Genomic DNA, 15,520 nt, shown 5'->3' on the forward strand with positions numbered 1-15,520 from the left:
CTTACTTAAAAACCGGCCTGAATACCTACAGAGATCACCCTTGGGGATGGCCAGTGTCCATTGTCTAATCCTCTCTCCCGGATACCACCCGTCACGTCAGGATCCAGCCCTGAATAGTTGGTGATGGTAAACAGGTTCTGACCGCTTACAAAAAGGCGGGCGTTTGAGATTCTGGCTCTGGTGAGCAGACTTGCCGGCAACTCATAACCCAGCTCAACATTTCTGAAACGCACGTAGGATGCTTCTTCCAACCAGCGGTCGCTTTCTGCCCGGTTGTTGGAGATGATGCCCTGGTCATCTGTCTCCAAACCGATTCTTGGGTCACTGGTATTGGTGTTGGTTGGTGACCATGGGCTCAGGTCTGAGCGGAAGTTGGTGTTCTGGTAGATGTCCAGCGCTCTTCTCACGTCATTGTAGATGGTGTAGTCAAACACTCCTACCAACTGTACATTCAGGCTGAACTGCTTGTAAGAAGCGTTGAACTGACCACCGGCCTGCAGAGAAGGCCAGGGAGAACCCGCAAAATCCCGGTCTTCGTTGTTAATCTGCCCATCACCGTTTTTATCAATGAACCGGATGTCACCTGGTCTTGCATTCGGCTGGATCACGGTTCCTTCGGCACTTACGTGGTTGTTGATTTCGTCTTGGTTTTGGAAAATCCCGGCGGTTCTGATCACGTACCACTCCCCTACCGGACGGCCTACCGCTGAGCGGGCGTTACCGGTCTGGATGAAAGATACCCCCTGGCCTACTTCCTCTACCTTGTTCTTGATGGTAGTGGCGTTGGCAGAAACATCCCATCTGAAGTCACTGGTGGTGCTGCTTCTGTAAGTGGCGGCAATCTCAAACCCTTTGTTTCTGATAGAGGCGGTGTTGATGAACGGGTTGCCTTGCAGGTTACCCAGGTAGCCCGGCACGTCTAGGTCCAGGATAGCGTCTTTTGACAGCGAGTTATAGACGTTGAACTCTAAAGAGACTCTGTTATTGAGGAAGCTGGCGTCAATCCCAAGGTTCTGCTGCACCCTTTCTTCCCAGTGCAGGTCTGGGTTGGCCAAACGGGCGGCGTAAGCCCCTATGTAAGGCGTCTGGTCTGTCCCAAAGATGGCTCTTGGGCTGCTGTTGATGTAAGCGGTGTAAGGCCAGGAACCCAAGTTAGGCACCACAATCCCCAGTTTACCGTAAGACGCGTTCAGTTTCAGGTCAGACACCCAAGGAGCGTTGAAGAAGTTCTCTTCGCTTATTCTCCAGCTGGCGGCTACGGACGGGAAGAAACCTCTTCTGTAGTTCGCCCCGAAACGGGAGTCCTCATCTACCCTACCGGTGAAGGTAAGCAGGTATCTGTCTTTGAACGTGTAGTTCACCCGGCCCAGGTACCCGAAGATTTTGTAGTCATCACCTAATCCACCGCCGGCAGAAGCTGTTCCGGTGGCAGCCCCAACAGTGGGATAATACTGGCCGTTGGCATAGAGCAGGTTGGTTCTTCCACCAGAGGTAAACTCTCTCTCGGCCTGCTGCTGGCTTATCCCCACTACCCCATTGATGGAATGGTCCCCAAAGGTTCTGTTGAAGTTCAAGGTGTGCTCAAACAGTGTGCTGAGGTATCTTGACCTGTCTTCGTTAATCTCACTTGGATAGGAAGTAGCGTTGAACTGGTACACCCCTGTTTTTCTGATCCGCTGCAAGTGGTCAAAGCTCACCTCTAACCCCACGTTGAATTTATAGCTGAGCCATTCTACCAGCTTCACATCTACATAGGCGTTCCCTACCAACTTGGCGAACTCGGTTCTGTAATTGCGGTAATTTCTTACCGCTACCGGGTTATAAGCATAGGTCACGGCGCTAGTAGAGCCAATGCCGTAGCCATCTGGGTTAGACGGAGTAACATAAGAAGGATCCTGCACTGGGATAACCGGCAGCATGATGGCCATGTCATAGATGGGGTTGCCTTCACCCGGAGATCTGGCGATGGAGTTGGTCAGGACCATGTTCTCGCCAAACGTCACCCGCCCTTTCTGGCTGCTGGTGTTCACCCGCAAGCTACCTCTGTCAAAGGAAGTCGCTTTCACAAATCCTTCGTTTTTGAAGTAGCTGGCAGAGATAAGGTAATTGCTTGTAGCTGTACCGCCAGACAAAGACACGTTGTAATCTTGCAGGCTTCCGTTCTGAAGGCTTTCATCCTGCCAGTCTGTGTTGATGGCAGGGTTGAAAGTGCCTTCGGCTACGCTTGGCAGCGGGGCTTTGTTTGAGTTCTGGTACTGCATGCGCTGCATAGCGGCAAATTCACTCGCATTCATCACATCCCAGCGTTTAGGGATCTGCTGCACGCCGTATTTGGCGGAGAAGCTAACCTTGGCCGGTCCTTCTTTTCCTTGCTTGGTGGTGATAATCACCACGCCGTTGGCGGCGCGGGCACCGTAAATGGCTGCCGCAGAAGCATCTTTCAGCACCTGGATAGAGGCAATGTCATTGTTGTTGATGGTGGTGTTCGCGTCGGCGATCATCCCGTCAATCACATAGAGCGGGTCGGTGTTCAGGAAGCTGGCAGTACCCCTGATCTCGATTCTGGCATTGGATCCTGGCACGCCTTCGGTTCTTACCGTTACCCCGGGTGTTAACCCTTGGATAGACTCTGCCACCGAGTTGGCGCTTACCCTGCTGGCAGCCTCTGGGCTCACCACGGAAACCGCGCCGGTCAGGTCACTTTTTCTTACGGTCTGGTACCCAATCACCACCACCTCATTAAGGGTTTGCTCGTCTGGCTGAAGGGTGATATTAATAGAAGACTGTCCTGCAATAGGCACTTCCTGCGAAGTGAAACCAATATAGGACACTACCAGCGTACCGTTCTCCTGGCCGCTGGCCAGGGAGAGGGAGAAATTACCGCTGGCGTCTGTAGAGGCTCCATTGCTGGTTCCTTTCACCAGAACCGTTACCCCGGCCAACCCTTCGCCCTGGGCACTAACCACTTTCCCTGAAACCGTTCTACCCTGGGCCTGCGCTTCATAGGCCAGGGAGTTAACCAGTAGGCAAACCATCAACATAAAGAGCCAGTGGCCTATTTTACACCTTCCCAGATGGTGGCGTGCATTGTCCAGCGACATTTCATTGTGTAACTTTTTTTTCATGTAATGAGCATTAAAAGTTGTTAAAGCGGACTACTTCAGATTTTAAGACCTATCAGATTCTTAAACAAACAGGTGAGCGGGCATCAAATTGACAATTTCGCAAAATAGCGTAATCGATTACGTTGCATATTTACAAATTGGCAATTTAATTTCCTAACATCACCCCTCCAACTCTTGGCATTTCTTTTAATAATTATCATTTCTGGCTTATTTTTTACTAAATAAACCCAAAATACAGGTGTTTAAATGACACTTTATTAAGATTGTTTGAAATTTAAGTCAAAAACAGGCTATTTGCGAAATTCATAAAATTTGCGATATATTTACGTAATCGATTACGTAGCATGAGCAGAACCACCATCCATGATATTGCGAAGGAACTGAACACGACAGCGGCTACGGTTTCACGTGCCCTGAACAACCATCCTTCCATTAGTTCTGCCACCAAAGAAGTTGTAAGAAAAGCGGCCCAAAAACTCAATTACAGGCAAAACCGGGCTGCGTCCTCTCTTCGCTCGGGCAAGACCTACGTGATTGGGGTGATCATTCCCAGCGCCGAGATCAGCTTCTTCGGGTCTGTCATCCATGGCATTGAGAAGGTGGCCAAAAGCCAGGGATACAGCGTCCTGCTGTTCCAGACAAATGAAAGTTATGAAGACGAGGCGCAGGGAATTCAGACGCTGCTGCAGTCAAACGTAGACGGCATCATTGCTTCCATTGCCAAAGAGACCACCCGCTACGACCATTTTCAGGAGGTGAAAAACCGCAAGATCCCGCTTATCTTGTTTGACCGGGCCATAGATGAACTGGACGTACCGGCCGTGGTCATAGATGATTACAAGGGCGCCTACATGGCCACCGAGCACCTCATCCGGCAGGGCTACCAACGCATTGCCCACATCTCGGGCCCGCAGCACATCCAGATTTTCCATGAGCGCCTGCGCGGATACGTAGACGCGCTCAAAGCCTATAACTACAAAGTAGACGGCGACCTGATCACTTACGGAAAAGTCTCCATAGACTCGGGCCGCACCTGCACGGAGGCTTTGCTGAACCTGCCCAAAAGACCCGACGCCATTTTTGCGGTAGAGGATTTCACGGCATTGGGTGCCCTGCAGGCCATCAAAGAAACCCCCTGGAACAAGCCCGGCCAGATTGGCCTGGTAGGTTTCGCGAACGAGGCTTTCAGCGCTTACATCACCCCAGGCCTAACCACCGTTGACCAGCAAACCGCCTTAATGGGCCAGGAAGCAGCCAACATTTTCATGAACCTACGGCAAGAGGAACCCACCCTGGTAGACCTTCCGCAGAAAATCATCCTGGACCCGGTATTGGTTGTGCGCCAGTCTTCTCTGCGCAAAAAGATCAGCCGCCGGCGCGAAGAATAGAAAATTCTTATATTGAGATTATATGAGATAATCATTAAAAAGATAACTTCACCAAACGATCTATCATTTTCAACTAACAAATAACTGACTCACTCTCCTCTTTATGGGCTTACAAACCATTGACTACATTGTCTTCCTAACCTACTTCTTTATCGTCTCGGGGTACGGCTACTGGATTTACCGGCAGAAAAAAGACGAAAAAATGGACTCCAAGGACTACTTCCTGGCCGAGGGGTCGCTGACCTGGTGGGCCATTGGATCCTCCCTTATCGCCTCCAACATCTCTGCGGAGCAGTTTATCGGGATGTCGGGCTCGGGTTTCGCCATGGGTCTAGCCATCTCTACTTATGAGTGGATGGCCGCTCTTACCCTGATCATTGTGGCGGTATTCTTTATCCCCATTTATCTGAAAAACAAGATTTACACCATGCCCCAGTTCTTATCCCAGCGGTACAACGACGGGGTGAGTACCATTATGGCGGTTTTCTGGCTGTTGGTGTACGTGTTTGTAAACCTTTCCTCTATTCTTTACCTGGGGGCTCTGGCTATTGAAACCGTTACAGGCATTGACTTTGATTACGCCATGTACGGCTGTGCCATCTTCGCTATTTTCATCACCTTGGGTGGCATGAAAGTGATTGGCTACACAGACGTTATTCAGGTATTTGTACTGGTGCTGGGCGGTTTGGCTACTACCTACCTTGCCTTGGACTTGGTGTCTGAACAATTAGGCGGTTCTGGTGCCTGGGATGGGTTGGTGCACCTGCGCCAGCAAGCCGGCGACCACTTCAGCATGATTCTTTCTGAGAACGAGATCATGATCCCGAACGGCGAAGGCGGAACCCGTGATGCCTATATGGACTTACCCGGTCTTTCTGTCTTGATTGGCGGTATGTGGATTGTGAACCTGAACTACTGGGGTTGTAACCAGTACATCACGCAGCGTGCGCTGGGTGCTGACCTGAAAACTGCCCGTAGCGGTCTTATTTTTGCTGCTTTCCTGAAACTGATGATGCCTATCATTGTGGTATTGCCGGGTATTGCCGCGTATGTACTGCACAAGAACGGTTTGTTCCAGAGAGAAATGGCAAACCAGGCTGGCAATATCATTCCAGACCACGCGTACCCAGTATTGCTGAACTTACTGCCTACCGGTTTGAAAGGTTTGTCTTTCGCGGCCCTTACCGCTGCTATTGTAGCTTCTTTGGCTGGTAAAGCAAACAGTATCTCTACTATCTTCACCCTAGACATCTACCGCAAATTCTTTAACAAAAACGCTTCTGAAGCCAAATTGGTAAATTTCGGTAAATTAACGGTAGTTGCTTCCTTCGTTATTGCCATCTTGGTAGTACCGCAATTGCGTAAACTGGACCAAGCGTTCCAGTACATCCAAGAGTACACCGGCTTTATCTCTCCGGGTGTATTTGCCATCTTCTTCCTTGGCTTCTTCTGGAAGCGCACCACGTCTGCGGCGGCCTTAACCGCGGCAGTATTAACCATTCCACTTTCTACTTTCCTTAAGTTCCAGTTTCCTGAAATTCCGTTCCTGGACCGGATGGGTATTGTGTTCGTGGTGTGTATGGTTCTGATGATTATTATTACGTTACTTGACCCTAGGAGCAAAAATAATCCCAAAGGATTGGAGATTGACGGTTCTATGTTCAAGACTACTACCACCTTTGCCGTATTATCTGTCCTGATCTGCGGTATTTTGGCAGCCCTTTACATCTCTTTCTGGTAAGAGATACTTAATCAAAAGCATCTTAATTACGTTTACCTCTAAAGGCATAGCATTTCAAAGTGCTATGCCTTTAGGCTTAATACAGATATTATGGTTGAAGACATTGTTGTTAAATTCAAGGAGCTATACAAAACAGAGCCGGTGGTGGCACGTTCCCCTGGTCGGGTGAACCTCATTGGGGAGCACACAGATTATAACGAAGGCTTTGTGCTGCCTGCCGCCATAAACAAGGAGATCTACTTCGCCATCGCGCCAAACGGCACCCAAACCATGCGGGCCTACGCCTTTGACCTGGAAGAGAGCGCCGAGTTTGACTTGAACAACGTGCAGCGCACAGATATTGGTTGGGCCAACTACCTGCTTGGGGTGGTGGCACAGCTGCAGAAAGCCAACTACGAGGTAAAAGGGTTTGACCTGGTGTTCGGGGGCAACATTCCCATCGGGGCGGGGCTTTCCTCCTCCGCGGCGGTGGAATGCGGCCTAGCCTATGCCCTGAACTACCTGTACGCCTACGGCATAGAGCGCTTTGACATGGTGAAGATGGCCCAGAAGGCCGAGCACGAGTACGCGCTGGTGATGTGCGGCATCATGGACCAGTTCGCCAGCATGTTTGGCAAGCACAACCACGTAGTGAAGCTGGACTGCCGTTCCCTGGAGTACCAGTATTACCCGTTCAACATCGACGATTACCGCATTGTGCTCTGCGACACGCAGGTGAAGCACTCGTTGGCTTCTTCTGAGTACAACACCCGCCGGCAGGAGTGCGAGACCGGCGTGGCCTTGCTCCAGAAATTATACCCACAGGTACATAGCTTGCGCGACGTGACCGAGCAGATGCTGGAGCGCCACCAAGACGAGTTTGACCCGGTAGTTTACAAACGCTGCCGGTACGTGGTGCAGGAAAACCTGCGCGTGGAGGATGCCTGCCTTGACCTGGAACGCGGCGATTTGGTAGCGTTTGGGCAGAAGATGTTCGCCTCGCACCAAGGCCTGCAGCACGACTACGAGGTAAGCTGCCCCGAGCTGGACTTCCTGGCCGACAAAGCCAAACACTCTGATGCCGTGCTGGGTGCCCGCATGATGGGCGGTGGTTTCGGGGGCTGCACCATCAACCTGGTGAAGCTGGACCAACTGGATGAGTTCACCCGCCAGATGTCTGAGGCCTACCAACAGCAGTACAACATCACGCTTAAAACCTACGTGGCCGAGATTGTGGACGGCAGCAGCCTGGTTCCGGTTGATTTCTCCAAAACCAGCCGCTAAACACCAGAACCAAAAAAGGTCCCGCTCAGTACCGAAGGCAGAAAACAACTGCCCTCCCAATTACCCACTTACTACCTGAAACTATGAACTCATTTGATATCACGGAGCACTCGCACCGGCGCTTCAACCCCTTACTGGGCGAGTGGGTGCTGGTGTCGCCGCACCGCTCCAAGCGCCCCTGGCAGGGACAGCAGGAGACCACCGAGAAGGACACCCGTCCGCAGTACGACCCTTCCTGCTACCTGTGCCCGGGCAACGTGCGCGCCAACGGCGAGACGAACCCTAATTATCCCTCTACCTTCGTGTTCACCAACGACTTCGCCGCCCTGCAGGCCGAGAGCCCCTCGGGCTCCTTCACCGATGGCATGCTGCGCGCGGAGAGCGAACGCGGCATCTGCAAGGTAATCTGCTTCTCGCCCCGCCATGACCTCACCCTGTCTGACATGGAGACCGCCGAGATTAAGAAAGTGGTGGATTTGTGGCAGGAGCAGTACCAGGAGCTCGGCGCACTGGAGGAGATCAGCTACGTGCAGATCTTCGAAAACAAAGGAAGCGTGATGGGCAGCAGCAACCCGCACCCGCACGGGCAGATCTGGGCCCAGAGCTCAGTGCCCGGCGAGCCTGCCAAAGAGACCGAACAGCAGGAGGCCTATTTCGCTGAGAACGGCCGCAGCCTGCTGTCCGACTACCTGGCCCAAGAGCTGGAGGAGAAAACCCGCATTGTGGTGGAAAACGAGCACTTCGTGGCACTGGTGCCGTTCTGGGCCGTGTGGCCCTTCGAGACCATCGTCATCCCGCGTCGCCACTTCGGGCACCTGGGAGAGATCTCGGAAGAAGAGAAATCCGGCTACGCCGACATCATGAAAAGACTGTCCAGCGTCTATGACAGGCTGTTCCAGACCTCCTTCCCGTACTCGGCAGGCATCCACCAGGCGCCCACCGACGGCAGGAACTACCCCGGCTGGCACCTGCACATGCACTTCTACCCGCCGCTCTTGCGTTCGGCCACGGTGAAGAAGTTCATGGTGGGCTACGAGCTCATGGCCGATCCGCAGCGCGACATCACTCCCGAGAGCGCCGCCGAAAGACTCAGAGGGTTGTTATAGGTGTTTCAGGCCCGGTTCCTGAAAACCAACCCTAAAACAAAATCTCTTTCCATTTTAGCAGAAGCACCTGGATGATAGCTGTTCAGGTGCTTCTGCTTTTTATTTCAAATCAGAAAAGGGCAACCACAAGGGATTGTCCCTACCTTCCTCTCGCTGGCGCGAGCTTGCAGCCCGTGTCCGCACGCTTTTGTGAATAGCTTTCCGAATCCTCCTCTCTTTGTCATCCTGAAAGGACCTTGTGAACGAACGGCAGTAGCCCTTACCACAAAGCCTCACAAGATCTTTCCAAGATGACAAAAAAGGAAAGTGCGTGCATTCCTTTTCGCCCTGTTTTCCAGAAATAAAGTTTAAAACAGCATTTTCTGCATCTGAAAAGGCTGCGGCCCGTACAATCCCCACCTATTCAGACTTACTTTTCTATGACGATATCTTTTTACGGCGCGGCCCAGACCGTGACCGGCAGCAAACACCTGGTTACTTTAGAAAACGGCAAACGCATTCTGCTGGACTGTGGCCTGACCCAGGGCATGGGCGACAAAACCGAAGAACGGAACCGCTCCTTTGACTTCGAGCCCGAGAACCTCACCTGCCTCATCCTCTCGCACGCCCACATTGACCACTCCGGATTGATTCCGCTGCTCGTGCGCGAAGGCTATACCGGCCCTATTTACGCTACGCCGCCTACCCTGGAACTCTGCAAGCTTCTGCTCATGGACAGCGCCCGTATCCAGGGCAGCAACGGGAACGGCAGCACGCCGCCGCTTTACACCGAGGAAGACGCCGAGCAGGCCCTACAGCAGTTCGTGACCGTGCCGTATGATGAACCTTACCAGATTGACGAGGACATTGAGTTGCTCTTCACCGATACTGGCCACGTACTGGGAAGCGCTGCCATCAACCTCCGGCTGCAGGACGACGGGAAGGAACGCACCCTCTGCTTCAGCGGCGACATCGGGCGGTTTGCCAACCGGATTCTGAATCCACCACAGGCGTTCCCCCAGGCCGAGATCATCATCTGTGAGTCTACCTACGGCAACCGCGTGCATGACAGCCTGGAGAACACCGAGGAGCGCCTGCAGAAGATTGTGCAGGAAGTCTGCGTGGAGCGCCAGGGCAAACTCCTGATTCCGGCGTTCAGCATCGGGCGTACGCAGGAACTCATTTACTCTCTGAACTACCTGGCCGAGGAGGGCCGACTGCCCGAGGTGAAAGTGTTTGTGGACAGTCCGCTCTCGGTGTACGCCACCGATATCATGCGCGACAACCCACAGTACTTCCGCGACACCATGCAGGAATACCTCAAAGAGGACCCAGATCCGTTCGGGTTTCCGCAGCTCACCTATATCACCGAGGTAGGCGACTCTAAGGAACTGAACAAGATTGACGAGCCCTGCGTGATCATCTCCTCCTCGGGCATGATGGAGGCCGGCCGCATTCAGCACCACCTCAAAACCAACCTCTCTGACCCTAACAGTGCCGTGCTCATCACCGGTTATTGCGAGCCTTCTACATTAGGCGGCAAACTGATGAACGGCGCCGAGAAAGTCTACATCATGGGCGATGAGGTGGAGGTAAAAGCCGAGATGATGATCATGAAAGAATACAGCGCCCACGCCGATTACGGAGACATCGCCAAGTTCCTCCACTGCCAGGATAAGGAGAAAATCCAGTGCATCTTCCTGGTGCACGGCGAGAAATCGGTGATGACCCAACTGAAAGACGATCTATCAGAACTGGGCTACCAGAACATCGAAATCCCGGAGTTCCGGTTGTCTTACGTGGTGTAGTTCCTCATATTTGCAATCACCAAGAAAAGCGTTTCGGGGCTGTTTTGCTTAAAACAGCCCCATAACGCTTTTGTGCTATGGTACGCGCCTACGCTTCAACTCGCAGGCGTGAGCTTGCAGCTCGTGTCCGTACGTACTTCAGAAAGCTTTTTTTCCCTGCATTTCAAAGTCCAGGTAATCTGGTTCATTTCAAAGAAACTCCCCCTCTCTTGTCATCTTGCAAAGATCTTGTGAGTGAACTTGAGAAACTTTGAAGAAACGGCGCTACAGTTAGCCCACAAGATCCTTTCAGGATGACAGAATAGAGTGAAGCTGGATACTTGCAACGCCTGCAGACACGAGCTTCAAGCTCGCGCCAGCGGAATTCTCCTTCTCATAGGCGGCGCGTTTCAAGCTTGTTTTACCTAAAAAAGACCTAAAACGAGAGGCACTCAATCTGTGACGATGCCGTAATGCGGATCTTCCAAGATATTCACGTCTATCACGGCACCTGCTTTCTGGAGCAGTTGGCGGCAATCGGGACTGAGATGGCGTAGGTGCAGTTTCTTGCCGGCTTTTTGGTAGCGCTCGGTGAGTTTGTTTAAGGCCTCAATGCCCGACATATCCGCCACTCGGCTGTCTTTAAAATCGATGATTACTTCTTCGGGATCATGGGCCACGTCAAACTTCTCGGTGAAAGCCGTCACGGAACCGAAGAACAGCGGACCGTATAGCTCATAGTGTTTCGCACCGTTCTCGTCCACGTACTTTCTGGCCCGGATGCGCTTGGCGCTCTCCCAGGCAAATACCAACGCCGAGATGATGACGCCAATAAGTACGGCCAGCGCCAGGTTGTGCAGCCAAATGGTGATGCCCGCCACCAAGATGCCTACGAATACATCGGCCCGCGGCATTTTGTTGATGATCCGGAAACTGACCCACTCAAAGGTCCCGACGGACACCATCACCATCACGCCTACCAACGCCGCCATGGGCACCCGCTCAATAAACGGAGCCCCCACCAAGATAATGACCAGAATGGTAAGCGCCGCGACGATCCCCGCGAGCCGCGCCTTGGCTCCCGCCGACAGGTTCACCAACGTCTGCGCAATCATAGCACATCCACCCATCCCGAAGAAAAACCCGTTCAGGAGATTCGCACTTCCTTGCGCCATGCACTCGCGGTTCCCGTTTCCACGGCTACCCGTGATCTCGTCCACCAGGTTCAAGGTCAACAGACTCTCGGTAAGCCCCACGCCCGCCATGATGAGGGCGTAAGGGAAAATAATCTGCAGGGTTTCCAAGGAAAGCGGAATCTGCGGAACATGGAACGGTGGCAAACTCCCGCTCACCGAAGCGATATCCTTGACCAACCGGGTTTCAATGCCCAAGCCCATCACCACCCCAAAGACCACCAAGATGGCCACTAATGACGGCGGCACTGCTTTGGTTATCCTGGGCAGCAGGAGAATGATGGCAATGGTCAACGCCACCAGTCCGGCCATAATGAGCATTGCATCTCCTGAAAGCCAGGCTTCTTTCCCGTTCACTACCGTCTTGAACTGCGCCACCTGCGACATGAAAATGATGACCGCCAAGCCATTCACAAAGCCGTACATCACCGGCTGCGGCACCAACCGGATGAACTTCCCCAGTTTAAACACGCCCACCAGCATCTGCAGAACTCCGGCCAAGGCCACCGCCGCAAACACATACTCCAGCCCGTGCGACTGCATCAAGGCGATAAGCACCACGGCCGTAGCTCCTGCTCCACCCGAGATCAGCCCTGGCCGGCCACCCAACACCGCCGTCACCAAGCCCATGATAAAGGCTGCGTACAAACCCACCAACGGCGGAAAGCCCGCCAGAATCGCAAAGGAAAGCGACTCTGGAATCATGGTCATGGCCACCGTAAGCCCGGCTAATATTTCTTTTCTGTAATCTACTTTCTGGCTGAAATCAAATAAGCGTAAGTAAAGCTTCATTCTGGAACTCTGAATGGGGGAAACTGGTGCATGACTAAGCTTGCTTGCACCTTGCTATAAACTTGATTTGTGATAGACTCAGGATAATGACTAGACTAGCTTACTGCGCTAGTAGGAAAAGCTTTCTTTCCCTAAAACCACAGGAAGGAGCACTAAAAAGGACCTGCACTATCACAGTGCAAAAGTACTACTATTTCCCGGGCCTCACCTTCCCCGTAGATGTGATCTTGAATAACAGGCATATTGAAGCAATATCAGAAGAGCTTTTGGCTTAGTTTTAAGAATATACCCCAAAAATAGGTAAACACTTTTTGACTGTTGCGCAATCTTCCAGCCTCTATATTATAAGGATTATGAGTTCAGCTGACCGGTATAAACAAAAAAGGCCACCTTAATGGAGGTGGCCTTTTTTGAACTTGACATGAACTACTTATTGCTTCACTACCCGGATGGTAGATTTACCTGTATTGGTCTGCACCTGCAAGTAGTAGATACCAGGTACTTGGTCTGTTAGATCAGCGATGGGCCTGCCAGTTTCTAGCTGCACCTGCCGTTGAGAAACAGCCCGTCCGCTGCTATGGAACAGGGTCACCGTAGCTGGCCCGCTTCCTTCTGTGGAGGACACATACACCTTGCCTGGAGTTGGGTTAGGGTACGCTCCTAAGGAAGCTTGGGCAGAAGCTTTGCCATCAGCCTTCACCGTAATTACTTTGGAGTATTCAAACTTACCGTCTAAGTCAACTTGTTTCAGGCGGTAGTAGACAGTACCTGTCGGCGCAGCAGCATCAATAAAAGAATATTTCTGCGACTCATTGGTAGTACCATTACCCCCTACTTTGCCGATACTTCCAAAAGTCTTTCCATCTTGGCTGCGCTCTACCTGGAAGTAGTCGTTGTCTTTTTCAGTGGCGGTTGTCCAAGACAAATAGATAGAAGAGTTCTTTGTTTGTTTTCCCTCGAAGGATATCAAAGTAACAGGTAATGGACCTGGTTCAATAGTAGCGGTTGTTGTAGCTACTCCCGTCAAATTATAATTAAAATCATCTGCTCCTAGTAGCGTGGCCCCCGAAAGGGTAACAAGCCAAGTACCTGGCTCTGAATTGGCAAAATTTGCGGCACCTCCAACAAGCGCTACATCGTCTGTTACAACATGGCCAACTAAGGTACGCTCTACGATTGTGGCTGTAGTGGTCCCATCCTTCACCTTATTCGCTGCTGTGAATGCACCCGTAATATTCTTAGGAGTAATAGTAGCCCTCAATCCAATAGGTTGAACAATTCTATAATTGGCTGCATCTGCTCCCTCAATGGTAAATCCAGTCACTAATGCTAACTTATTATTGCCAACATTTTTGTCCTCAAAGGTGGCATCCGCAAAAGAATTATTTACCGTAACTTTTTCTTCTACTCCGTTATTGGAAACAACTCCAACTAAGGTAGGATTGCCTAGTAATTTTGCATTAGTAGTGCCATCATAAGTTCTATTTTCAATGGAAACGCTTGAAACCTCCACCGGTCTGAGTAAAATGTTAGCCGCTGTTACTGCTGTTGTATTAACAAGCTTGTAATTACCTGCATCTGCTCCTGTAATAGAAATGCCGCTTACGTTGATTTCCCGAGACCCTACATTTTTATCAACAAAGTTGGCTGAGGCATAGGCAGCGCCAACAACATCCCCACTAATGGAGTCTGTTTTAAATGATACCGTTGCCAAAGTTGTACCATCATAGATTTTGTTTTGCCCAATTGTGGTAACGGTAAGATTTCTTTGGGTGATATTTGCAAAAAGACCAGAAGGTTGAGTAAGAATGTAGTTACTAGAAGCTGCCCCTTTTAATGTGCTGATGGAAGTAACTGAAATATTCTCTCCAACTTTAACACTTGAAAACACACCAATACCATCATAGGAAACTTGGTCACTGCCTACTATACCTGTCAAGGTTCCAGTTATGGTGGCGGCATTTGTCTTATCATAAACCTTGCTGCTTGCTGCCGGATTTGTAAGGGTAAGCGCTTTCTGAGCAATAGTGAGGTTTACCTCTGTTCTTGTAGCACTTGGACAACCAGAGCCATTGCGGGATTCAGCATAATATTTATAATTACCAGCAGAAGTTTCTTTTGGAGTATAAGAAAGCGAATTCGTTGCTAGCAGCTCTCCACCCGTTGGAGCGCTGTACCAATTGACTGTTTGCCCGGCAGGAACAGTTGCTGTGAAGCTAGGGTTAGAACTTCCATAGACAACCGTTTTGGTTGTTTCCCCACTCGCTACGACAGGTGCAGCATTTACAACTGCATTGATCGTGAATGCAACACCGTTCGCTGGTGCTCCAGTATGATTTGGCAGAGTTGATCCTAAGTAAATTCTATAAGTACCTGTGGCACTATTTACCGGAAGAGGAATCGTTTGGGTGATTCCACTAGTCACACTTGATGGACCACCACTTCCGGTTCCGAAGACTGTAGTTAGCTTTTGGAAGGAGTAAATTTCAGTATATGGCCCTCCATTAAGACCTAGATATGCTTTAAAAGTGGTTGATGTATTATATTTGAAAGCATTCCCGTTACCATTCCCATTAGTAGTTGTAAACGTAATCGTCACACTGGAACCTGCACAAACTGGATTTGGTGTAACGCTGTTGACCGTTATACTCTGAGCATATGAGATTGAGATTGTTGCAAGTAGCGAAATAATACATAAGAACAAAACCTGAAATGGCTTGTACAAGAAAGTAGGCTTTCTATTTTTAGGTTTTAGAAAATTTGGTGAATTTATTCTATACAACCTCAATTTATCAAGATCGTCAATAAACTGATCTGGTAAAATTTTTCTAACAATAGAGTACAACTGCATCATACTTTCCTCCATATTTAATCTTTTGATTGAAACTTTTTCTATTTTTTTCTGTATTCAATACACAAGTATGGAAAAAATAATTCACCCAATCCAATCGGACTGTTTTATCTCTTCATTTTAAAAATTATATAAATTAAAAAAATAGATATATTATTTTTTATGATTAGTACAAGTTAAAATTACAATAATCTTATTTTATATACAACAATGTAGTATTGTCAATAATAAAATCCTATAAATCACCAAATAAATAAATAATATTATACAACTTATAAATATTGTTTTATTAAAT

General features: G+C 50.2%; 8 protein-coding genes. 5 read left to right on the forward strand and 3 right to left on the reverse strand.

Features of this window, described 5'->3' with window-relative positions:
- Nucleotides 1-5: 5 nt before the first annotated feature.
- Nucleotides 6-3,125, reverse strand: coding sequence for a SusC/RagA family TonB-linked outer membrane protein (locus tag FOA19_RS04590; RefSeq protein WP_223808735.1), 3,120 nt, complete (start codon nucleotides 3,123-3,125; stop codon nucleotides 6-8).
- A 344-nt stretch (nucleotides 3,126-3,469) separates the two neighbouring features.
- Here FOA19_RS04590 and FOA19_RS04595 point away from each other — a divergent pair, with 344 nt between their 5' ends.
- The 5 genes from FOA19_RS04595 (at nucleotide 3,470) to FOA19_RS04615 (ending at nucleotide 10,410) form a co-directional block, all read left to right on the forward strand.
- Nucleotides 3,470-4,513 carry a LacI family DNA-binding transcriptional regulator gene (locus tag FOA19_RS04595; protein WP_149089592.1) on the forward strand — a complete coding sequence of 348 codons (1,044 nt, stop codon included), beginning with the start codon at nucleotides 3,470-3,472 and terminating at the stop codon, nucleotides 4,511-4,513.
- 103 nt (nucleotides 4,514-4,616) lie between these two features.
- Nucleotides 4,617-6,254, forward strand: a complete 1,638-nt coding sequence (locus tag FOA19_RS04600) for a sodium/sugar symporter (protein ID WP_149089593.1) — start codon at nucleotides 4,617-4,619, stop codon at nucleotides 6,252-6,254.
- Between the two features lie 90 nt (nucleotides 6,255-6,344).
- A complete protein-coding gene (locus tag FOA19_RS04605; protein WP_149089594.1) occupies nucleotides 6,345-7,517 on the forward strand; it encodes a galactokinase in 1,173 nt (390 codons plus the stop codon).
- A gap of 83 nt (nucleotides 7,518-7,600) precedes the next feature.
- On the forward strand, nucleotides 7,601-8,623 hold the full coding sequence (locus tag FOA19_RS04610) for a UDP-glucose--hexose-1-phosphate uridylyltransferase (RefSeq protein ID WP_149089595.1): 1,023 nt from the start codon (nucleotides 7,601-7,603) through the stop codon (nucleotides 8,621-8,623).
- A 419-nt stretch (nucleotides 8,624-9,042) separates the two neighbouring features.
- Complete coding sequence (locus FOA19_RS04615) at nucleotides 9,043-10,410, forward strand: MBL fold metallo-hydrolase RNA specificity domain-containing protein (protein ID WP_149089596.1); 1,368 nt, start codon at nucleotides 9,043-9,045, stop codon at nucleotides 10,408-10,410.
- A 431-nt stretch (nucleotides 10,411-10,841) separates the two neighbouring features.
- Here the strand turns inward: FOA19_RS04615 and FOA19_RS04620 are convergent, their stop codons facing one another.
- Complete coding sequence (locus FOA19_RS04620) at nucleotides 10,842-12,374, reverse strand: SulP family inorganic anion transporter (RefSeq protein ID WP_149089597.1); 1,533 nt, start codon at nucleotides 12,372-12,374, stop codon at nucleotides 10,842-10,844.
- A gap of 430 nt (nucleotides 12,375-12,804) precedes the next feature.
- Nucleotides 12,805-15,240 carry a YDG domain-containing protein gene (locus tag FOA19_RS04625; RefSeq protein ID WP_149089598.1) on the reverse strand — a complete coding sequence of 812 codons (2,436 nt, stop codon included), beginning with the start codon at nucleotides 15,238-15,240 and terminating at the stop codon, nucleotides 12,805-12,807.
- Nucleotides 15,241-15,520 lie beyond the last annotated feature (280 nt).

Source organism: Rufibacter hautae, from assembly GCF_008271695.1.
Lineage (GTDB): Bacteria > Bacteroidota > Bacteroidia > Cytophagales > Hymenobacteraceae > Nibribacter > Nibribacter hautae.